Origin of the sequence: uncultured Brevundimonas sp., assembly GCF_963974615.1 — a bacterium.
In the GTDB taxonomy this organism is placed as follows: Bacteria; Pseudomonadota; Alphaproteobacteria; order Caulobacterales; family Caulobacteraceae; genus Brevundimonas.
The window spans coordinates 65,343-86,587 of sequence record NZ_CAXBDH010000012.1 but is presented as its reverse complement, the minus strand read 5'-3'; the positions used below and the strand labels follow the sequence as shown (position 1 = coordinate 86,587).

The 21,245-nt window shown below is 67.1% G+C and carries 20 protein-coding genes; 11 read left to right on the top strand and 9 right to left on the bottom strand.

The features are described from left to right. Positions 1–80: 80 nt before the first annotated feature. Positions 81–1,784, bottom strand: coding sequence for an amino acid permease (locus tag AAC050_RS09980; protein ID WP_339914928.1), 1,704 nt, complete (start codon positions 1,782–1,784; stop codon positions 81–83). Positions 1,785–1,938: 154 nt separating this feature from the next. Between AAC050_RS09980 and hrpB the strand changes: the two genes are divergently transcribed. Then, positions 1,939–4,356 (top strand): ATP-dependent helicase HrpB, encoded by a 2,418-nt coding sequence (hrpB, locus tag AAC050_RS09975; protein ID WP_339914927.1) that lies wholly within the window; start codon positions 1,939–1,941, stop codon positions 4,354–4,356. Positions 4,357–4,359: 3 nt separating this feature from the next. Here hrpB and AAC050_RS09970 read toward each other — a convergent pair whose 3' ends face one another. Continuing rightward, entirely contained in the window at positions 4,360–5,688 is a 1,329-nt protein-coding gene (locus tag AAC050_RS09970) for a S41 family peptidase (RefSeq protein ID WP_339914926.1), read from the bottom strand. A gap of 113 nt (positions 5,689–5,801) precedes the next feature. On the opposite strand from AAC050_RS09970, the gene AAC050_RS09965 reads away from it, so the two are divergent. Then, entirely contained in the window at positions 5,802–6,266 is a 465-nt protein-coding gene (locus AAC050_RS09965) for an Lrp/AsnC family transcriptional regulator (protein ID WP_339914925.1), read from the top strand. Here the strand turns inward: AAC050_RS09965 and AAC050_RS09960 are convergent. The 3 genes from AAC050_RS09960 to AAC050_RS09950 all read right to left on the bottom strand — a co-directional run bounded on the left by AAC050_RS09960 (position 6,263) and on the right by AAC050_RS09950 (position 9,428). After that, positions 6,263–6,997: an RNA methyltransferase gene (locus tag AAC050_RS09960; RefSeq protein ID WP_339914974.1), complete on the bottom strand. Its 735-nt coding sequence runs from the start codon at positions 6,995–6,997 to the stop codon at positions 6,263–6,265. The two genes, AAC050_RS09965 and AAC050_RS09960, sit on opposite strands and share 4 nt — an antisense overlap. A 62-nt stretch (positions 6,998–7,059) precedes the next feature. Beyond that, positions 7,060–7,974, bottom strand: coding sequence for a class I SAM-dependent methyltransferase (locus AAC050_RS09955; protein WP_339914924.1), 915 nt, complete (start codon positions 7,972–7,974; stop codon positions 7,060–7,062). A 17-nt stretch (positions 7,975–7,991) separates the two neighbouring features. Further along, on the bottom strand, positions 7,992–9,428 hold the full coding sequence (locus AAC050_RS09950) for a glycosyltransferase family 2 protein (protein ID WP_339914923.1): 1,437 nt from the start codon (positions 9,426–9,428) through the stop codon (positions 7,992–7,994). A 108-nt stretch (positions 9,429–9,536) separates the two neighbouring features. Between AAC050_RS09950 and AAC050_RS09945 the strand changes: the two genes are divergently transcribed. The 4 genes from AAC050_RS09945 to AAC050_RS09930 are packed head-to-tail and all read left to right on the top strand — an operon-like array spanning position 9,537 to position 12,725. Beyond that, on the top strand, positions 9,537–10,169 hold the full coding sequence (locus AAC050_RS09945; protein ID WP_339914922.1) for a TetR/AcrR family transcriptional regulator: 633 nt from the start codon (positions 9,537–9,539) through the stop codon (positions 10,167–10,169). Continuing rightward, positions 10,166–10,963 carry an ABC transporter substrate-binding protein gene (locus AAC050_RS09940; RefSeq protein WP_339914921.1) on the top strand — a complete coding sequence of 266 codons (798 nt, stop codon included), beginning with the start codon at positions 10,166–10,168 and terminating at the stop codon, positions 10,961–10,963. The genes AAC050_RS09945 and AAC050_RS09940 overlap by 4 nt, the downstream gene beginning before the upstream one ends. Then, on the top strand, positions 10,960–11,958 hold the full coding sequence (locus AAC050_RS09935) for an iron ABC transporter permease (RefSeq protein WP_339914920.1): 999 nt from the start codon (positions 10,960–10,962) through the stop codon (positions 11,956–11,958). Before AAC050_RS09940 ends, AAC050_RS09935 begins: the two co-directional genes overlap by 4 nt. Beyond that, positions 11,955–12,725, top strand: coding sequence for an ABC transporter ATP-binding protein (locus AAC050_RS09930; protein WP_339914919.1), 771 nt, complete (start codon positions 11,955–11,957; stop codon positions 12,723–12,725). Before AAC050_RS09935 ends, AAC050_RS09930 begins: the two co-directional genes overlap by 4 nt. A gap of 47 nt (positions 12,726–12,772) precedes the next feature. Here AAC050_RS09930 and AAC050_RS09925 read toward each other — a convergent pair whose 3' ends face one another. Beyond that, the gene (locus AAC050_RS09925) at positions 12,773–14,806 is read right to left on the bottom strand and encodes a transglycosylase SLT domain-containing protein (protein ID WP_339914918.1); all 2,034 of its coding nucleotides are present in this window, start codon (positions 14,804–14,806) and stop codon (positions 12,773–12,775) included. Between the two features lie 110 nt (positions 14,807–14,916). Between AAC050_RS09925 and dapA the strand changes: the two genes are divergently transcribed. Both dapA and smpB read left to right on the top strand, forming a co-directional pair. Continuing rightward, positions 14,917–15,801, top strand: coding sequence for a 4-hydroxy-tetrahydrodipicolinate synthase (dapA, locus tag AAC050_RS09920; RefSeq protein WP_339914917.1), 885 nt, complete (start codon positions 14,917–14,919; stop codon positions 15,799–15,801). Further along, entirely contained in the window at positions 15,801–16,271 is a 471-nt protein-coding gene (gene smpB / locus AAC050_RS09915) for an SsrA-binding protein SmpB (protein WP_339914916.1), read from the top strand. Before dapA ends, smpB begins: the two co-directional genes overlap by 1 nt. Here smpB and AAC050_RS09910 read toward each other — a convergent pair whose 3' ends face one another. The 3 genes from AAC050_RS09910 to AAC050_RS09900 all read right to left on the bottom strand — a co-directional run bounded on the left by AAC050_RS09910 (position 16,272) and on the right by AAC050_RS09900 (position 17,818). Next, a complete protein-coding gene (locus AAC050_RS09910; RefSeq protein ID WP_339914915.1) occupies positions 16,272–16,499 on the bottom strand; it encodes a hypothetical protein in 228 nt (75 codons plus the stop codon). It lies immediately after the preceding gene. A 93-nt stretch (positions 16,500–16,592) separates the two neighbouring features. Beyond that, entirely contained in the window at positions 16,593–17,234 is a 642-nt protein-coding gene (locus tag AAC050_RS09905) for a uracil-DNA glycosylase (RefSeq protein ID WP_339914914.1), read from the bottom strand. Between the two features lie 2 nt (positions 17,235–17,236). Then, positions 17,237–17,818, bottom strand: a complete 582-nt coding sequence (locus AAC050_RS09900; RefSeq protein ID WP_339914913.1) for an NYN domain-containing protein — start codon at positions 17,816–17,818, stop codon at positions 17,237–17,239. On the opposite strand from AAC050_RS09900, the gene folK reads away from it, so the two are divergent. The 3 genes from folK to AAC050_RS09885 all read left to right on the top strand — a co-directional run bounded on the left by folK (position 17,817) and on the right by AAC050_RS09885 (position 21,240). Next, positions 17,817–18,404, top strand: a complete 588-nt coding sequence (folK, locus tag AAC050_RS09895; protein WP_339914912.1) for a 2-amino-4-hydroxy-6-hydroxymethyldihydropteridine diphosphokinase — start codon at positions 17,817–17,819, stop codon at positions 18,402–18,404. The two genes, AAC050_RS09900 and folK, sit on opposite strands and share 2 nt — an antisense overlap. Positions 18,405–18,595: 191 nt before the next feature. Then, positions 18,596–18,955, top strand: coding sequence for a DNA-directed RNA polymerase subunit omega (gene rpoZ, locus AAC050_RS09890; RefSeq protein ID WP_339914911.1), 360 nt, complete (start codon positions 18,596–18,598; stop codon positions 18,953–18,955). A gap of 104 nt (positions 18,956–19,059) precedes the next feature. Further along, positions 19,060–21,240, top strand: a complete 2,181-nt coding sequence (locus AAC050_RS09885; protein ID WP_339914910.1) for a bifunctional (p)ppGpp synthetase/guanosine-3',5'-bis(diphosphate) 3'-pyrophosphohydrolase — start codon at positions 19,060–19,062, stop codon at positions 21,238–21,240. Positions 21,241–21,245 lie beyond the last annotated feature (5 nt).

Below are 21,245 nucleotides of genomic sequence, written 5' to 3'. Positions count from 1 at the left end.
CGACGCGGTGGGCAATGCGGACAATGAAAAAGGCCCGGGATCGCTCCCGGGCCTCTCTCGTTTCAGGGGCTGATCGAGGATCAGTCCTTGGGGTCGTGGACCTTGGGGTCGACACCATGCACGAAGGCGTCAGAAGCGCTTTCGAGCGAGACGTCCTCGGTGATGTCGATGCCCTTGGCCAGCTTGGAGTGCCAGAAGCCGTAGACGGCATAGATCACGGCACCGATGGCGGCGTAGCCACCCAGCAGCTGCAGGGTCAGCGGGTCGGCGATGGCACCGGCAGCCAGTTGGTCCGGTGTCGGGAAGGCCGACTCCAGCATCGGCTGGAAATTCTTCCAGGCCAGATACATACAGGCGGCGATGCCGAGCAGGGCGGTGAAGATACCGCCGGGAACCCGGAACGGACGGGGCAGCTCGGGGTGTTTGACCCGGAGATAGATGACCGACAGGCAGACGATGGAGAAGGCCACCGCCGTGCCGAACGACACCAGCTGACCGAGCAGGCTGATCGGCAGGAAGGCCGCCGTTGTCGCGATCAGCACGCCCAGCAGGATGGTGCCCAGCCAGGGGGTGCGGAACTTCGGATGGATGATGGCGAAGACCCGCGGCAGCAGGCCGTCACGGGCCATCGTGTAGAAGATGCGCGTCTGACCGTAGCAGAGCACCAGCATGACCGAGCTGAGGCCGGTGATGGCCCCGATCTTGATCAGGAAGCTGATGAGGTTCAGCTGACCGCCCGGTGCGACCGCCAGCGGAATATCGGCCCAGTGCAGGCCCATACGGTCGATGGCGACGGCGACGGGGGCCGGGCTGCTCAGCTCGGCATAGGGAACCACGCCGGTCATGACAGCGGCGACGGCCATATAGATGACAGTGCAGACGATCAGCGCGCCGAGGATGCCGATCGGCACGTCCCGGGACGGGTTCTTGGCCTCGGCCGCAGCGGTCGAAACCGCTTCGAAGCCGACGTAGGCGAAGAAGATGATCGCCGCCCCGCGCATGATGCCGTCATAGCCGTAGCGACCCGGAACGGCCGGGTCGGCGGCGGGAATAAACGGATGCCAGTTGTCGGGGTTCACATAGGAGATGCCGACGCCGATGAAGGTCAGCAGCACGATGATCTTGATGACGACGATGACGTTGTTCACGTTCGCCGACTCGCTGACACCCAGGACCAGCAGGCTGCACACGGCAGCGATGCCGATGGCCGCCACCAGGTTGAAGGTGCCCGTCGCGGCCAGGACCGTGCCGTGATCGGCGCGAACAGCCTCGATCATCGGGGTGGCCCACATGGCCCCCTCCTGACCAGCGTACTGGATCGCCGGGAACAGGGTCTGGGACAGACCGAAATCGCCCATGATCGACACGACATAGCCGGACCAACCGACCGCGACGGTTGAGGCGGCGATGCCGTATTCGAGGACGAGCAGCCAGCCCATGATCCAGGCGAAGATCTCGCCCAGGGTGCCGTAGGCATAGGTATAGGCCGAGCCCGAGACCGGCATGGTCGAGGCCAGTTCGGCGTAGCAGAGGCCGGCGAGGGCGACGGCGATACCGGCGGCCACGAAGGACAGCATGATGGCCGGACCGGCATAGTCTGCAGCGACCTGACCGGTCAGCACGAAGATACCGGCACCGATGATGGCGCCGATACCCAGACTCATCAGGTTGATGGGACCCAGGGACCGTTTCAGCTCGCTCTTGGCGGCCTCTTTCTGGATCTGGGCTACGGATTTCTTGAGGAACAGGCGGTTCCCCTTGGGCCTAAGGCCTTCTGCGGACATAGAGTCTCGCCCCCTATATACGGCAAACCCTCCCCGGGCCGCCTTCAATGTCGCGGACGCTAGCGGCGTCGGACCCGGCTGGCAACGCGGTTTACGCAAGGTGAATAAATCACGACGCTTTCGTGATGCGTCCCGATGCGGCTAGACCCGCGGGATGCTGCCCATTCACGCCGTTCTCGAGGAGCTGAAGACTGCGCTTTCGGCGAACGGTACAGTGGTGCTGGCCGCCCCGCCGGGCGCGGGCAAGACCACGGTCGTGCCGCTGGCCCTGCTGGATCAGCCGTGGCTGGCGGGCGCGAAAATTCTGGTGCTCGAGCCGAGACGACTGGCGGCGCGGGCGGCAGCAGCGCGCATGGCCTCGACCCTTGGTGAGACGCCCGGTCAGACCGTCGGTTATCGCACCCGGCTGCAGAGTCGTATCGGACCGGACACCCGGATCGAGGTGATCACCGAGGGCGTCTTCACCCGGATGATCCTCGACGACCCCGGTCTGGAGGGTGTCGGCGTCGTGCTGTTCGACGAATTCCACGAACGCAGTCTCGACGCCGACCTCGGACTGGCCCTGGCGCGGGATAGCCAGATGGTATTGCGCGAGGATCTGCGGCTGCTGGTGATGTCGGCGACGCTGGACATCGTGGGGGTGGCCCGGCTGCTGGACGGGGCCCCGGTGATCGAGGCGAAGGGGCGGATGTTCCCGGTCGAGACCCGCTATGCCGGGCGCAATCCCGTCGAACGGCTGGAAGAGGCGATGGCCCGGGCGGTAGTGCAAGCGCTGGGCGATGAGACGGGCTCGGTGCTGGTCTTTCTGCCGGGGCAGGGCGAGATCCATCGCACGGCCCAGGTGCTGAAGGCGCGGCTGCGCGATCCGGCCGTCGATGTGGTGCCGCTGTACGGGGCCATGGACAAGACTGAACAGGACCGGGCGCTGGAGCCGTCGCCATCCGGTCGACGCAAGGTGGTGCTGGCCACCTCGGTGGCCGAGACCAGCCTGACCATCGAGGGAGTGCGGGTGGTGATCGACGGGGGGCTGTCGCGGGTGCCGCGCTTCGAGCCGTCCAGTGGCCTGACCCGACTGGCGACGGTGAAGGTCAGTCGCTCGTCCGCCGAACAGCGGCGCGGGCGTGCCGGGCGAACCGAACCGGGCGTCTGCTACCGGCTGTGGGACGAGGAACAGACCCGCGGTCTGGTCCCGCACCAGCGGCCCGAGATTCTGGAGACCGACCTGACCGGCTTTGCCCTGGATCTGGCACGGTGGGGGGCACGCACGGCCGAGCGGCTGGCCCTGCTGGACGCGCCGCCGGCCGGAGCCTTCGCCGAGGCACGGGCGGTGCTGGCCCGGCTGGGAGCGCTGGACGGGGAGGGGCGTCTGACGGCGCACGGGCGGCGATTGATCCGCATCCCGCTGACGCCGCGTCTGGCCCATCTTATGGCGGTGGCGTCTGACGCCGGGGACGCCCTGACCGGCGGGCGGATCGCGGCGATCCTGAGCGAACCCGGACTGGGCGGTCGGGACCCGGACCTGGGCGAGCGACTGCGGCAGTTGCGGCAGGATCGGTCGCCGCGGGCGCGCGATGCGATGAAATTGGCGGAACGCTGGGCCCGGTCCGCCGGGGGCGGCAAGGGGGGCTCCGTTGATCCCGGGCTCCTGCTGACCGAGGCCTTTCCCGAGCGGGTGGCGCGGGCGCGGGGTAAGCCGGGTGAGATGCTGCTGGCCTCGGGTCGCGGAGCCTTTCTTGACCCGACCGAAACGTTGGCGCGCGAACCGTGGCTGGCCGTGGCCGAAATGGGCGGGGGCGAGGCGCACGATCGTATCCGGCTGGCCGCGCCGGTCGATCCCGCGACGCTGGAACACCGGATCACGATCGAGGACCGGCTGACGAAGGTCCCGTCGGGACGGATGGAGATGCGGCGCATCCGGCGACTGGGAGCCATTGTCGTCGACGAAAAGGTCACCGGTGCGCCAGATCGGGCGGCGATCACCGCGGCGCTGCGGGCCGAGGTCGAGGCCGGAGGACTGTCGAGCCTGAATTGGGGCGAACGGGCCGGGGCATTGCGGGCGCGACTGGCCTTTCTGCGGACCCTGGACGACGGCTGGCCCGATGTGACGGATGCGGGGCTGGAGACGACGCGCGAGACCTGGCTGTGGCCCCTGCTGGACTCGGCGAAGTCGCTGGCGGGTATCGGTGATGCGGCACTGGAACAGGGCCTGCGCACCCTGATTCCGTGGGACCGGCACAGGGCACTGGACGAGCTGGCTCCGGCGCGGCTGACCACACCGCTGGGCAGTGCCGCGATCGACTATGCCGCCGAGGGCGGGCCGCGCGTCGATATCCGCGTGCAGGAACTGTTCGGCGTGACGACGCATCCGGTCGTTGGTGGCGTGCCCCTGACCCTGGCCCTGCTGTCACCGGCGCGGCGGCCGGTGCAGGTGACGAAGGACCTGCCGGGCTTCTGGGCCGGGTCGTGGGCGGCGGTTCGGGCCGAGATGCGCGGCCGCTATCCCCGCCATCCGTGGCCCGAGAACCCGGCCGAGGCCCCGCCGACCAACCGGGTCAAACCGCGCGGAACCTGACGATCAGCGGGGAGCGTCGGTACGTTCGACCCGCGGCTGGGCGGGACCGCCGGCGTAGTCGACCGTCATGGCCTGAATGGTCGAGCCCGCCGCCTCGAACACCATCCGCATGGCCGGCGCGGTTTCGACGGCGAAGCGGTGACCGCCGAGGGGGATCAGCGGGATCGGCGGGCGGCCGCCGCGCTGCGTGAACAACCGCACGCCGTCCGTGGTGAGACTGCGCTCGCCATAGACACCGGCATAGGCCGTCAGGGCCAGGTCCGGCGTGCGCCCGAGCGCTCGGGCCTCCATCGCTTCGGCCACGGCCTCCAGCGCCGGGCGTTCGTCGGCGGGCGCGGTGGCAGCCAGGGTTCGCAGCGCGGTGGCGTGGGCGACGTCGAGGGCCGCCGGTACTTCGGTCGTGATCGTCGGCGCGTGACCGACCCCCTCCCAGTCCTTACCCGTCGACGCCAGCACGGCGCGGCCGACAGAGACGCTGAACACGAACTGGTCGGCGACGGCGACGATGTCATTGCGGAAGGCTGCCCCGGCTGTGTTGGCTCCGACGATCTGTCCCAGGTGATAGCCGGCGACGTGGCCGGTGAATTCCTCGGCCGCCGACCCGGTCCCGCCGCTGGTCAGGACATAGAGCGGCTTGCCGATCATCTGTTGCTCGGGTGGCACGGGGAGGGCCGCAAAGCCATCAGCCTCGGCCGATCCGTTCATATAGAAGGTGACCAGCGGCGTATCGACCGGCAGGAACCGGCTGATGATATACTGCACCGCCTCGGGGTTGCCGCCGCCGTTCCCGCGCAAGTCGATGATCACCGCGTCGCCGCCCGCGAGAAAACGCATGGCGGTGTCGAGCGCGGCGGCGCTTTCGGCCCCGATCCAGTGGAAACCGTCATAGGTCATCAGCCGCACATTGCCCGGCAACACACGCAACTCGGTGACCCCGTGGTTGGCCTGGCGAACCAGCCGTTCAAAGACGGCATTGTCACCGGGTTCCTCGACCGACCCGACCGCGAGCATGGCGGCCTCGCGCGGATCGAAGCGGAAGCTCAGGTGCTTGTCCTGCCCGACCCGATCGAGATCGGCGTTGATCCGTTCGGCCAGGACCTCGCCGTCGGTGACGGCGTAGCGACCCGAGGCAAGACCCTCCGCCAGCACCGCGTCCAGCGCCGGCCGGCGCTCCGGCAGGACATAGCGTTCGCCGATCACCCTGCGCACCTCGGCCACGACGGCTGCGGGCTCAATGGTATGCGCGGCGGCCGACGGTGATGGAGCCTGCGCCCGGACGGGCAGGGCGGTCGCGGCGAGAGCGATGGCGATCAGAAAGGCGACGAAGCGCATGCGGAGGAATCCTTTGGTTTGATGCCCTGTTATCGCTTGGAAGCGGCGGACATTTCGGGCATTCGTTCACGTCGAAATGCCAAATTCTGGCAAACATCGCCGGTGAGTGACAGATGACGCGTGTGTTGGACAAACTGGACCGGGCGCTCCTCATGTGTCTGCAATGGGATAATCTGCAGACGGCGGACCGGCTGGCCGAACAGGTCGGCCGCTCGTCCTCGGCGGTCGCCCGTCGTGTGCGGCGACTTCGGGCCGAAGGAGCGATCGAGGTCGAGACGGCGGTCCTGTCAGACACCGCGGCGGGCCATCCGCTGTCGGCGGTGATCCATGTCCAGCTGGAGAGCCACGTCCCGCACGAGAGCAATCGGCTGCGTCAGCGCCTGATCGCCCATCCGCAGGTCCAGCTGTGTCTCGATATTGCCGGGGCCTTCGACATCGTCCTGCTGGTCGTGGCCGCCGACATGGAGGTGTTCAATGCCTTCACCCTGTCCGTGCTCGAACAACCCGTCGTGCGGCGGTTCGAGACCAGTTTCGTGAAGAAACGCCACAAGGCGACGCTGGCCGTTCCGCTCGGCTAGGGTCCGTCCGTCACCGCATAAATCATCACCCCGGTGGCCACGGCCAGGTTCAGGCTGTCGGCGCGGCCGCGCATTGGGATCTTGACGTTGACGTCGCAGGCGGCGGCGAGGGTGTCGGTCAGGCCGGCTTGCTCATTGCCCATCAGGATCAGGGCCGGAGTCCGCACCGGCGCGTCGCGATAGCCGTGGGTCGCGTCCAGTCGGGTGCCGATGACGCTGCCGGGCCAGGTCGCGCGCCAGTCGAGAAAGGCCTCGGCGGTGCAGCGGGCGATGGCCACGGCGAAGACCGAGCCCATGGTCGCGCGCACGGCCTCGACCGAATAGGGGTCGACGCAGTCGCCGATCAGGATCACCCCGCCACAGCCGGCGGAATCGGCGGTGCGGATGATGGTGCCCAGATTGCCGGGGTCGCGGACCTGCTCCAGCGCCACCCAGCAGGGGGCCGAGGCGGGGTCGATGTCGGTCAGTTTAACGAAGGTCTGGTCGAACACGCCCAGCACGGTCTGCGGATTGTCGCGGCGGCTGATCTTTTCGAGGATCGGGTGGGTGACGGTGACCACTTCGCCACCGGCGGCGCGGGTCTCGGCCATGGCCCGGTCCAGCAACGGATGCGGCCGCGCCTCCATCCCGACCATCAGCAGGCTGGGGGTACGGCCCTGATCCAGCGCCTCGCCGATGAATTTCAGCCCCTCGGCCAGGAAGCGGCCGGTGGCCTCGCGTTCCTTGCGCATATGCAGAGCGCGCACGGCCTTGACCGTGTCATTGGTCAGGGAGGTGATCAGGCGGTCGTCGCTCACCGGTCGCTCCAGCGCGAGAAGAAGCTGAGGCCGATGGCGCGGCCGTCCTTGCCGTCCTCGGCCAGGGCCAGTTCGCCCCAGTCGATCCGGCCACCCCGGCTGGCGGTAGCCTCGGCCATCACATGGGCCAGGGACAGGCCCGAGATGCGGGCGGCATAGGCGTTGAGCAGCAGGAAGGAGGCGTCGTCGCCCAGCAGGGCGGCGCAGTCGGTCACCAGACCGGGCAGGTCCTCGAACAGCCGCCAGACCTCACCGGTCGGGCCGCGTCCGTATTTGGGTGGGTCGAGGATGATGCCGTCGTATTTCGATCCGCGGCGGACCTCGCGGGCCACATATTTGCGGGCGTCCTCGACGATCCAGCGGATCGGCTTGTTCGACATGCCGGACAGTTCGGCGTTCTCGCGGGCCCAGGCGACCGACTTTTTGGAGGCGTCGACATGGGTGACCTCGGCCCCGGCGGCAGCGCAGGCCAGACTGGCGACACCGGTATAGCCGAACAGGTTGAGGATCTTCGGGCGCGGCCCGTCCTTGCGTTCCTTGACCAGCGCGCGAACGCGGCCGTCCAGCCAGTCCCAGTTGGCCGCCTGTTCGGGGAAGAAGGCCAGATGGCGGAACGGGGTGAAGCGGCTGGTGAAGCGAACATCGCGCCAGGCCAGCGGGAAGTCGGCGATCGCGCCGTCGGCGAAACGCCAGCGCCCGTCGTCGTCCTCGTCCTGCGGGTCAAAGATCGCGTCGGCCCGGGTGAAGGCCTCGGGATCGCGCGGCGACCAGAAACACTGGGGCTCGGGCCGGACCACGGTGTGGCGGCCATAGCGCTCCAGCTTGCGACCGTCGCCGCTGTCGAGCAGGGCGTAGTCGGGCCAGCCCCGCGTGACGAGGGTTTCAGGTGTGGGGGACAGAACCGGAGCCATTGTCGGCTGATAGGCGCTCAGGCGGCCATTCGTCCAGAGTCGGCGGCGGGGACGGTGTCGATGGCCTCGACCGGATCGGCCTTGTGGCGGGTCTTGTCCCAGATGAAGGGCTCGCGGATCAGCCGCCACAGCGCGTGGGCGAAGGCGAGGCTGAGCAGGGACCAGTAGGCCGGGGCGATGAGCATATCCCGGACATGATAGGGCAGTCCGGCCCGGCGCGCGCCGATGGCACAGGTCAGCCAGGCCGCCGAAGTCCCTAGCAGGAAGACTCCGAGCGTCGGCGCAGGTGTCGCCGGCGGCAGGCCCGTGACCGCGGCGATGACGACGGCCGTCGCGATCCAGGCCAGCGAGGGCGCATGAACGGCCGCGGAAATCAGAGCGACCCCGAGTGTCATGATCAGCGACACCACCCCGCGCGCGCCCAGTCCCGTCAGGTCACGGGTATGAACACCCCAGGTCTGCATATAGCCTTTCAGCCATCGGGTTCTCTGGGGCAGCCACTGTTCCAGCGTTACCGGCGGGGCCTCCCGGGTTGGGCTGCCGATCACGCCCAGACGCCAGCCGTGACGCCACAGACGAAAGCCAAGATCGGCGTCCTCGGTGACGTTCCAGGCGTCCCAGCCGCCGACCGAGCGCAGCACGTCGACCCGGAAATGATTGCTGGTGCCGCCCAGTGGAAACGGCAGGCCGATCCGGCTCATGGCCGGCAGGATGACCTCGAACAGGGCGGCGTATTCGGCGGCGAACTGGTGTCCCAGAAAGCTGGGAGTGGAGGGGTCGATGCGCACGCGCAGCGGGGCCTGGAGACAGGCCAGCCGCCCGGTTCCGTCGGCCGCGAAATGACTGGCCGCCTCCTTCAGCTGTCGCGGATGTGGCGCATCTTCGGCGTCATAGACCGTCAGGAGCTCGCCCCTGATGCGGGGCAGGGCGAAATTCAGGGCCCGCGGCTTGGTGCCGGGCTTGCCGGGCGGGACGACCATCAGATTCAGCCAGTCGGGTCGCGGCGTGCTCACGGCCGCCTCAAGCGTCGCGTGGTCATGCGCCTCAAGGATCAGCCAGCCTTCCAGCCGGTCCGCAGGATAGTCGATCGCCGACAGGCGACGCACCAGCTGGGCCATGACCTCAACCTCGTCATGGAGCGGCACCAGGACAGTATAGCGGGGCCACCGGGTCGGCGTGGGCGGGGATCCGGTGCCGGGCCGGCTGAGGATCACCAGGGCAATTCGCCAGACGCCACAGAGAAGAAAGATGCCCGCGACCAGCAGCTCACTCGCGAGCGATGTGGCCACCGGCCACCAAATGATCGCTAACGTCAGGGCCGTCACAAAAACCAGACCTACTGCCGCCTGGGCCGGGGTCGCCCCGATCCGCGAGGCACTTCGGGGCGGGGTGTCATCGGCCGCCGCGCGGTCGCGCGTCCGGGTCGCCAGTGAACGGATCGTCGCTCCCGCCATTATATACCCGTATAACGAGTATTAACTATTCGCAAGCGGCATACGTGTGGCGTTGGCGGTGCCAGCCAAATACCGCTATTCAGGGATCTGGTCTTTCGGAGTGCGGGATTGTCCGGCGTTATCACCCTCAACCCACGGTCTGCGCGCAAGCCGAAAGGCGAAGGTCATGAGCGGCGCGCCGAAATCCTGGAGGCCGCCGAACGTATCTTCGTCGACCGCGGCTATGAGGGGGCCACGATCCGCAAGATCGCCGATGAGGTCGGTCTGTCCTCGACCGCGCTCTACATGCATTTCCCCGATAAGCGCGCGATCCTAGACGAGATTTGCCGTCAGGCCTTTGAGGCCCTGATTGCCCTGAACCGCGCGGTTTTGGCCGAAACCGATGATCCGGTGTTGCGGATGCGCCGGATGATTGACGCCTATGTCCGTTTCGGTTTTGCCAATCCGAACGCCTATCGTCTGGTCTATCTGACCCGGTCCACCGAGGTCGGAGGGACCCCGGTCTCGACGGCGCAACAGACCGGGGCGGAATTGTACCGGTCGTTTGAGACCGCAGTCGTCGATGCGGGTCGGGCCGGATATCTGCGCGGCGACGGTCGGGCGACGGCCCAGGCCCTGTGGGCCGGCGGGCACGGCATCGTGTCCCTGATGATCACCAAGCCGCATCTGGACTGGGTCGACCGCGACCTGCTGGTGAAAACGATGCTGGACGCCCTGTTCACAGGCCTGCTCAAGCCGTGAGGCCGGACAAGGTAGCGACCCTGGTCGCCATTCTGACGGTCATAGCGGCACCCGTATCGGCGCGGCCGTTGCGGATTCTGTCGCTGGACCAGTGCGCTGACCAGTATGTTCTGGCCCTGGCCCCCGAGGCCGAACTGGCGCTGTCGCCGCGCGCCGACGACCCCGATTCCTGGATGCGTAATGCGGCCCGCGGGCACCGCAGGGTTCGGCCGACCCTGGAGGCGGCGATCGCCTTCCAGCCGGATGTGGTGGTTCGCTACTGGGGCGGTGAGCCGCGTCTGCTGGCGGCGCTGGAACGGCGGGGAAGCCGGGTTCTGATGATCAACGAGACCCCGGATATGGCCGGGGTGCAGGCCAATGTGCGCGCGCTTGCCCGGGGACTGGGACAGACCGGGCGCGGCGAGCGCATGATTCAGCGAATGGATGCCCGGTTGGCAGAGGCGAAGCGACCTGCGGACCCGCACCGCACCGCCCTCTATCTGACGGCCGGTGGCTTTACGGCCGGACGCGAGACCCTGGTCGGGGCGATTCTGGTCGCGGCCGGGTTCACCAATCTGGCCTTGGGGCCGGGCTTTGCGCCGGTCAGTGTCGAGCGGATCGCCCTGGCTCCCCCGGCGCGGTTCATACTGGGTTTCTTCGATCAGGTTCGTGCCGACTGGCGCGGGGCGGGACGTCATCCCGTGGTGCGTCGGGCCGCCTCGGGTCATGTCGCGGCCATCCTGCCGTCAGCGGTGCTGTCCTGCCCGGCCTGGTTTGCGGCCGATGCCGCCGCGATGCTGGCGGCGGCACCATGAGCCGGGTGTTCAGGCAGACGGGACTGACGGCGGTTCTGGCCGTGTTGATCCTTGTGGCCCTGATTTTCGCGATCACCCTGGGTGAGAGCGTCTTCAGCATGGCCCTGTACGCCGAGGCCCTGACCCATCTGCAATCGGGTCCCGCCGAGGTCTTGTGGCAGGTCCGGGCCCCGCGGGCTGTCGCCGCCCTGATGGTGGGGGCTGCGCTGGGGCTGTCGGGTGCCGTGATGCAGGGACTGCTGCGCAATCCGCTGGCCGATCCGGGTGTGCTGGGCGTGTCGGCGACAGCAGCCCTCGGCGCGGCCTTCGCCATCGTCATGGGGGCCGCGGCGATTCCGGGCACAGTCGAGATCGCGGCCATGATCGGTGCGACGGTCGCCGGGGTGCTGCTGATCCTGTTCTCGGCCCGGGTCAGGGCACCGGAGGCCCTGATCCTGTTCGGGGTGGCGCTGTCGAGTTTTGCCGGAGCGGCGACCGCCCTGATCTTCAACCTGTCCCCGTCGCCGATCGCTACGGCCGAGGTGATGAGCTGGTTGATGGGCTCGGTGCAGAACCGCAGCTGGATCGATGTGGCGTGGGTGACACCGGCCGTGCTGGTCTCGGCTGGTTTCGCCGTGCTGGCGGCCCCCGGACTGAGGCTGTTGTCGCTGGGCGAGGAGACGGCCGCGACCTCGGGCCTGCCGATGATGCGGTTGCGTCTGTTCGCCCTGATCGCCGCCACCGTTGCGGCCGGGGCTGCCGTCGCCGTTGCGGGCGTGATCGGGTTCGTCGGCCTGGCGGCGCCACATCTGGTGCGCGCCGCGGTGCGGGGGGATCCGGGGCGGCTGCTGCTGCCCTCGGCGTTGGCCGGCGGACTGATGCTGGTCGTCGCCGATCTGGCGGCGCGGCTGACCCCGACGGATCAGGAGTTGAAGCTGGGGGTGTTCACCGCCCTGGTCGGGGCCCCGCTGTTCGCCCTGATCGCCTGGCGGGCCGCGCGGGAGTGGCGGCTGTGAGCGCGGCGGGTCTGGAAACAGTCTCGGCGACGATCGGCGGGCGGCCGGTGCTGAAGACGGTGAGCCTTGCCGTCGCGCCGGGCGAGATCGTGGCCCTGTGCGGGCCCAACGGGGCCGGCAAGTCGAGCGCCATACGCGCGATGCTGGGCCTGCTGCCCCTGACCGAGGGCCGGGCGACGCTGGCCGGTGAGGATGTGGCGGAACTGACACCGCGAGTGCGCGCCGAGCGGGTCGCCTATCTGCCGCAGGAACGACGAATCGCCTGGAATCTGCCGGCCGTGGAGGTCGCCGCCCTGGGAGCCCCCTGGCTGACGGGCGAGGCGGCGACGGCCCGGGCCCGGGCGGCGCTGACGGAAGTCGATATCGCTCATCTGGGCGACCGGGGCGTGTCCGAAATGTCCGGCGGGGAACGCGCCCGGGTATTGCTGGCGCGGCTGCTGACCACTCATGCCCGGGCCCTGCTGGCCGATGAACCGATCGCGGGTCTGGATCCTGACGCCCAGCTGATGGTGCTGGAACGGCTGACGGCCCGCGCCCGGGGTGGTCAGGCGGTTCTGGTCAGTCTGCACGATCTGGCGCTGGCCGCCCGGTTCGCGGACCGGGTGGTGGTGCTGGATGGTGGTGAGGTGGTTGAGGACGGCGTCCCCGGGCACGCCCTGCGGCCCGAGGTCCTGCGCCGGGTGTTCGGGCTGAACGCGGTCTGGGTCGACGGCCCGGACGGGCCGCTGCTGGCCGCCCGTCGCCATGCCGTCCCGGATCGACCCTGAATCAAACCGGTCCAGACCGAATCCGCGTTCAGGGCCCGGGTTTCGCTCTAGGGCAGATAGGGACGCGGCCCGGGCGGTGCCCCACGAGCGATGTCGGTTGCGGTCGTCAGCGGGGCCGAGCCACCGTTCAGTCTGGCCTTGTACACTGCCATGTTTTCCATGACCCGCATCATGTAGTTACGGGTTTCTGTGAAGGGAACACATTCGATAAAATCGACCGGATCGTTCTGGGCGTCCCGCGGATCACCGCAGCGCGCGATCCACTGCGGCGGTCGGGCCGGGCCGGCGTTGTAGCCGACCGTGGTCAGCAGCATCGAGCCACCGAACCGGTTCATCAGATCGCCGAGATGATAGCTGCCCAGGGTCATATTGTAGTCCGGGTCCCACAGGCTGTCGGCACTGAACGGCATGCCCAGCTGCCGGGCCACGGCCGCACCGGTGGAGGGCAGGAACTGCATCATGCCACGGGCATCGGCACCCGACCGGGCCCGGGGGTCGAAGCTCGACTCCTGGCGGGTGATGGCGAGGGTGAAGGCGAGGGGCGCGGCACCACCGACCTGGGGCGGAATCCGGATCGGATACTGGCGCTCCGGCATCAGATAGCCGCGCTGGCTGGCCGTTCGACCGACCATCATGGCGGTGAAGCCCTCGCCATAACCACGCGACATGTCCATCAGCAGGGCCAGATCCGTGATTCCCGGCAGGGTGTCATCGAGGTGATAGGCGAAGACGCGAAACAGGGAGGTCTCACCGGTTTCACCGAGAATGCGGGTGGCCCGAACCAGCTCATTGGCCTCGAACCGTGCGGAATCGGCTTCGGTCGGGACCGGGTCGGCCGGCAGGGTCAGGGTGGTGATCCCGGCCTTCCCGGCGGCCAGCTGACCGTAGAAGGTCTGGATGTAGCGGGATCCCTGCTGGTACCAGCCCTGGGCGGCGGCGGTGTCGCCCCGGGCGTCGGCGGCGCGACCGAGCCAGTAGAGCGCCCGACCCTGGGTAATCGGGGTCGAGGACATGTTGCGCAGCGCCTCGAAATGACGGGCTGCCAGCGCGGGGTCGTTCAACCGGGTCAGGGCCACCCAGCCGGCAAAGAATTCCGCATCCACCATGCGCTCGCCACCCGGGAAGCCGTGAGCGGCCATGGAGTCATAGGCGGCGCGCCATTCACGGCGCTCGAGGGCATCGAGGAAATAGTTGCGCCGTTCGCTCCAAAGGGCGTTCTGCCCTTCGCTGTGGCCCGGCGCGGCGGGCAGGGCCGACAACAGGCGGAAGCCTTCGGATTGCCGACCGGAGGCACGCAGGAGGCGGACCCGCTCAAGTACGACAGCCGGGTCCATGGCCTGGGCGGGCGTCAGTCCGGCCACGATCGTGTCGCCGTTATAGGCCGTGCGCAGGGCCAAAACCGCCTCGGCAACCGAGCGTCTCGCGGGCGAGACAAGGGTCATCATCTCACGGGTCGCGGGGCCGTGGGGGCCCAGTAGCAACTGGTTCAGCCGGGCCTCATGATCCGCCTGGGACAATGCGCTTCCCCAGCGTGACAGGATCCGGGTCTGTTCGGCGAAATCGAACGACCGGGTCCGCCACCACTCCCGAACCAGGGTCTCGGCCTCGGCGCGCCGGCCGCTGCGGTCAAGGGCGTCGGCCAGGGCGATCACCCCGTAGATGCTTGCAGGTGGCCGGCCGGAGAAAAAGGCGAGGGTCGCCTCGGGGCCGGTCGGAGCCAGGTCCAGGGCCCGCTCGGCGGCGAGTACGCGCGAATCACCCCGGGGCCAGTCGGCAAGGGTCGTCTGGGCGGCGGCAAGATCGCTGAAGGGCAGGATATCGGCCGAGGTGTCGATCAGGGCCCATTCAATGAGCTTGCGCGCGGTCGCATTGCTGATCCGGGCGGTGACGGCACGCGTGCCGATGACGTCGCGTGCCCGCGCCGCCGTCAGACCCTCGCGGAAGAACGCCGCATCCTGATCCGTCAGTATCCGTCCCTGATAGCTCGCGCCGGCGACATAGGGTGTCGCCTGCGGGCTGGTCAGGGTTTCGGGACTGGGGGCGAGGATCGCCAGGGCGGCGGCCAGAGTCGTCGCAATCATGATCTTGCTGATCCCATTCATCCCGGTTGCAGCCGAACAGCCGGCAACCTACCCTCCTACATTCACTCCGGGCGATTAACGCCCGACTTCCACGCAGGACCATCGTTTCAATGACCGTGCCTTTGTTCAAGGGCGTGATCACCGCCCTGATCACACCACTTCGTGACGGAAACGTGGACGAGAGTGCTTTCGAGCGTCTGGTTGAACGCCAGATCGCGGCCGGAGTTCACGGCCTCGTGCCGATGGGGACGACGGGCGAGAGCGCGACCATGCATGTCGAGGAGCACAAACGGGTCGTCGAACTGTGCGTGAAGATCGTTGCAGGGCGGGTTCGGGTCATCGCCGGGGCCGGGTCTTCGGCCACCGACAAGGCTATCGAACTGGTCCGTCACGCCAAGTCGGCCGGAGCCGACGGGGCGCTGGTGGTGACCCCCTATTACAATCGTCCGTCACAGACGGGACTGGCCCTGCATTTCGAGGCCATCGCCGAGGCCGTGCAGCTGCCGATGTTGCTGTACAATGTTCCGGGTCGAACCGGGGTCGATATGGCCAATGAGACGGTGGCGCGGCTGGCGATCCATCCCAATGTCGTCGGCATCAAGGACGCCACCGGCGATATGGCCCGCCCCAGCTGGATGCGCGCCAATATCGATGCGGCCTTCGATCTGATCTCGGGCGATGATCCCAGCTGTCCCGGCTATCTGGCCAATGGCGGGGTCGGGGTGATTTCAGTGACCTCGAACGTCGCGCCGGAGGCAATGGTCGCCCTGTACGAAGCTTTCATGGCCGGGGATCTGGCGACGGCGCGGTCGTGGCAGGAGCGGCTGATCGGGTTGCACAAGGCCATGTTCCTCGACAATTCCCCCGCCCCGGCCAAATACGCCCTGTCCCGACTGGGTCTCTGTGACGAGGCGGTGCGCCTGCCGCTCGCGCCCACGGCCGAGGCGGTAAAACCGGCCATCGACCGCGCCATGTCAGAGGCCGGCGTGGTCTGATGGCTTCGGAAAAACCCAAGACCAAGGTGATCGCCGAGAACCGGCGGGCACGATATGACTATTTCCTGGAGGATTTCGTCGAGGCCGGCATCCAGTTGCTGGGCACCGAGATCAAGGCATTACGCGATGGTCGCGCCAATATCGCCGAAAGCTATGCCGCAGTGGAAGGGCGTGAGATCGTCCTGATCAATTCCGATATCCCGCCCTACAAACAGGCCAACCGGTTCAACCACGAGCCGCGGCGGCACCGGAAATTGCTGCTGCATCGCAAGCAGATCGACAAGCTGATCGGGGCGGTTCAGCGCGAGGGCCGGACCATCATCCCGGTAAAGCTCTATCTGAACGAGGCGGGCAAGGCGAAGCTGGAAATCGCGCTGGCCAAGGGCAAGAAACTCCACGACAAACGCGAGACCGAAGCCACCCGCGACTGGCAGCGCGACAAGGCCCGGCTGATGCGGGACAAGGGTTAGTCAGGTTCCGACGTTCAGACTTCCGGGCGAGGCCATAACGGGCCGTGCATCAAGCACACCGGGCGGAGCAGCAAAGACATAGGCGTCGATACCGTCCGGACCCAGGGAAGGGCGCCTCCAGCTCTGTTCCACCATCAGTCCGGCCACCGTCACCAGGGCGGCCAGAACCAGAATCCATACGGCGGCCTGACGCTCCGCATGTGAAAATACCCGTTCTGATTTACGCATCGTGCCCTCCAGCATCGAAACGTTAACGTCGCTTCGAACCGGGAGTTCCAGAGCAAGGATCGTACTCCGACCGGCTCCGCAGGTTTTACGATTTCAGGTCCCGATCAGGGTCCGTGCGCGCCGGAAAACAGCCTCGAACATCCCGGGTGTCAGGCGGCCGGTGTTCGTGTTGAGCCGCGAGCAATGATAGCTGTTCAGCAGAACATAGGGGCCGACCGGAGCTTCCACGCCGTGCCCGGGCGGCGCGGCGGAGGCCGGCAGACCCAGGGCCTTGAGCACATTGCGCCGTGACACGTCACCGAGCGTGACAATGACCCTGAGCCGCGGCAGGGCGGCGATCCGGGAGACGAGGAAGGGACGACAGGTCGCCTCCTCCACCGGCAGGGGCTTGTTGCCCGGCGGCGCGCATCGCACCGCATTGGTGACCATGCAGTCGACCAGGGTGAGCGAGTCGTCGGGGCGGGCGTCATAGTCCCCCGTGGCGAAACCGGTCTTCTTCAGTGTGTCGTACAGCAACAGGCCGGCGTGATCTCCGGTGAAGGGCCGGCCCGTGCGATTGGCCCCGGTGCGGCCCGGAGCCAGTCCGGCGATGAGCAAGCGGGCATCCGGGTCCCCGAACGAGGGTGCGGCACCGTTGAACCAGTCAGGATTCTGCCGCGCGTTTTCCTGCCTGTAGGCCACCAACCGGGGGCAGAGGGCACAATCCTGCGGGGCCTCGGGCGGATAGTCGGTCACGGTCAATCCCGGTCCTCCGGGACAAAGGTCCTGAGCGAAGGCGGGTGCAGGGGGTCACGGACACGCCCGAACTCGGCCAGCATGTCCGCCAGCTCGACAAAGGCGTCGGCCTGGCGGCGCAATTCGTCGGCGATATGGGGGGGCTGGGTCTTCATCGACGACACCACAGTGACCCGAACGCCCCGGGCCTGCACCGCCTCGACCACCCGGCGGAAGTCTCCGTCGCCCGAGAACAGGACTGCGTGATCGATGTGCGGGGCCAGTTCCAGCATGTCGACCGCGATCTCGATGTCCATATTGCCCTTGATCCGCGTCTGACCCTGACCGTCGGTGAAGCGTTTCACCGGCTTGGTCACCACGGTGAAGCCGTTGTAGTCGAGAAAATCGATCAGCGGCCGGATCGGCGAGAACTCTTCGCCCTCGATCACTGCCGTGTAATAATAGGCCCGCGTCAGGACGGCCCTTTCACCGAACGACCCGACCAGCTTCTTGAAGTCGAGATCGGCGTTCAGCGCCTTGGCCGCCGAATAGAGATTGGCCCCGTCAATGAACAGGGCCACACGGTCGGTCGGATACAGGATCATGGACAAGGATATTCCCGAAAAAGCGGGCCCGGTCTCCGTCAGAATCGACGGACTGCCGGATCTGGAAGATGCAGTCTTCGTTGCGCTGGGGTGCAATGACAAGGGGGCCTGGGTCTCGTGCCACGAGGCGCTCGATGCGGCTGTAGCCCGCTTCCGGTCCGAAGGCGTCGATATCATGGCGCAGTCGTCCTGGTGGCAGTCACAGGCCTGGCCGGACCCGAACGACCCTCCGTTTATGAACGGGGTGGTGATGGTGCGAACCGCGCATGACCCCCACGCCCTGATGGCCGTGTTGGGGCGGATCGAGGAAGCGTTCGGACGGCAGCGGGTAACGCGCAACGCGCCGCGCACCCTGGATCTCGACCTGGTCGCCTATGGGCGACTGAAGGGCGATCTGGACGGGCTGATCCTGCCCCATCCGCGGGCGGCAGAACGCCTGTTCGTTATGGCCCCCCTGGCCGAAATCGCCCCGGACTGGATCCATCCCGTCACGGGCACAAGCGCCGGGCAGTTGGCCGGATCGGCCACGGTCGGGCGGGATGCTCACATTCCGGACAAGAGCGCGAGGGCCGCTGGCCCCGCGTAACGGTTGCGCTTCGCCGTTTCGTTCGCCAGGATTGGGTCAATGACCGGGGTTCGGTCGCCTGACCAAACGTCAGGCTCACGGTGCGATCGCGATTCAGCCCGGGATCGCGCCTCATTCCTGCCCATGCGGCGTTGCACAAACGCGCGTAACGCTTTACTTTGCTCGGTTCTCCCCGTCGCCAAAGGATTTTCATGGCCCGCGTCACTGTCGAAGACTGCATCGAAAAGGTGCCGAACCGTTTCGGTCTGGTTCTGTTAGCCGGCAATCGTGCCCGCGCCATCGCCAATGGCGCGCCGTTGACGCTTGATCGGGATAACGACAAGAACCCGGTCGTGGCCCTGCGCGAACTGGCTGAGTCCACGGTCAAGCCGGACGAACTGCGCGAGACGGTCATTGTCACCCTGCAGCGTGTCGACGAACGTACCGAGGCCGAGGATGAGGCCGAGGTCGTGGCCCTGCTGGCCGAACCGCAGCACATGAACATGGCCGAAGCCGAGCTGATCCGTGCGCTGCAAAGCGACCGCGACGGTGGGCAGGAGGAGCGATACTGACGGCAGAACCCGCCAACGGTATCACTATACTGCCGGCGCGGCCGTCGAAGGCTCCGTCGGCTCACGAAACTACGAACAGCAAGGATCGCGTCTCTTCTGAAGACGTGATTACCCCTCATCGTGCGCCGGTCCTGCGGCAGTTCGAGCTGATCGAAGCCGTCAAGGCCTATGACCCGACCGCCGACGAGGCGTTGCTGAACCGGGCCTATGTCTATGCGATGAAGATGCACGGTTCGCAGTTGCGGGCCTCGGGCGACCCCTATTTCGCCCACCCCATCCAGGTCGCGGGCATTCTGACCGACTACAAGCTCGACACCGCCAGCATCGTCACCGCCCTGTTGCACGATGTGGTCGAGGACACCTCGGCCACCCGGGATGATATCGCGGCCATGTTCGGCGAGGAGATCGCCTCCCTGGTCGAGGGGGTGACCAAGCTGAGTCGACTGGAACTCCAGGCCGAGCACACGCGTCAGGCCGAGAACCTGCGCAAATTCATCCTGGCCATCTCCCGGGACGTCCGGGTTCTGCTGGTCAAGCTGGCTGACCGTCTGCACAACATGCGGACCCTGAAATACGTCAAGCCGGAGAAGCGCGAACGCATCAGCCGCGAGACGCTCGAGGTCTATGCCCCGCTGGGTCGATCAATCGGTATCCATTCGATCGCTTCCGAGCTGGAAGAGCTGGCGTTTGAACATCTGAATCCCACGGCGCGGACAGCGATTGAACGGCGGCTGGAAGCGCTGAAGCTGGAGCATGGCCGGGCCATCGCCGGCGTATCGAGCGAAGTGGAAAAGGTGCTGGCCGAAGCCGGGGTCAAGGCGCATGTCTTCGGGCGTCAGAAGACGCCCTATTCGATCTGGAGGAAGTTGCAGCGTAAATCCGTCGGCTTTTCGTCCCTGTCGGACATCTACGGGTTTCGCGTCATCCTTCAGGCCGAGGACGACTGCTATCGGGCCCTGGGTGTGATCCATCGCGCCTGGCCGGTCGTGCCGGAGCGGTTCAAGGATTTCATCTCGACGCCGAAATCCAACAATTACCGTTCGCTGCACACGACGGTCGTCGGCCCGTCCGGTCTGCGCATCGAGATGCAGATCCGCACCGAGGCCATGGATCGCGTCGCCGAGGACGGCGTGGCCGCGCACTGGGCCTACAAGAACAAGAGCTACGGCTTCGATCAGGAGGCCATGGAGCGGGATGGCGGTCGTGACCCCCTGCAAAATCTGCGGCATCTGGTGCAGGTCATCGAGCACGGCGAGGGCGGTGAGGACTGGGTCGAACACGCCAAGCTGGAAATGTATCTCGACCAGGTCTTCGTGTTCACCCCCAAGGGGGCTCTGATCACCCTGCCCCGGGGCGGTATGGCGCTGGATTTCGCCTATGCGGTTCATACGGAGGTCGGGGACACGGCTGTCGGGGTCAAGATCAACGGCGAGCTGAAGCCGATGCGGACCCAGCTTCAGAACGGTGACGTGGTCGAGGTCATTCGCGGGGCCAAGCGGGAAATTCCGGCCGACTGGCGGTCGTTGACTGTCACCGGTCGCGCCCGCTCGGCGATCCGTCGCCACATTCGCACCAGCGAGCGCGAAGAGTTTCAGAAGCTGGGCCGGGCGACCCTGGAGCAGACCCTGGCCCGGGGTGAAAAGCTGCTGGCCGAAGTCTCGCTGGTGTCCGTTCTGGAAACAATGGCGATCGCCAGCGAGGATGACCTTTATGAAGCTATCGGTCGGGGGCGACTGCCGGCCGCCAAGGTCGCGGAGACGTTGTTCCCGGCCCTGAAGGGGCGGATGAAGGCCGGACCTGACCGTACCCGGATTGTGGACGAGCAGGCGCGACTGTTTGTGCGCGGCGGGGGTCTGACCCCGGGCATCAGCGTTCATTTCGGCCAGTGCTGTTCTCCTGTCCCGGGCGACCGCATTGTCGGTATCCTTGAGCCGGACGTGGGTCTGACGGTGCACACCATAGATTGCCAACGCCTGGCGGATGTCGCCGATGACGATTCGGTCTGGCAGGATCTGCAATGGACAGCCCATGCCGAGCAGGGCGCGGTCGCCGCCGCCCGTTTGCATGCCACCATCAAGAACGCGCCGGGGGTCCTCGGCGAGGTTGCCACCCTGATCGGGGAGGCCGGCGGCAATATCCTCAATCTGGTGATGAAACTGCGCCAGCAGGATTTCTTCGATGTCGATATCGACCTCGAGGTCGAGGATGCCAAACATGCCACCACCATCATGGCGGCCCTGCGCGCCAATCCCTCGGTCGACACGGTCGAGCGCACGCGGGGATAGGCTTT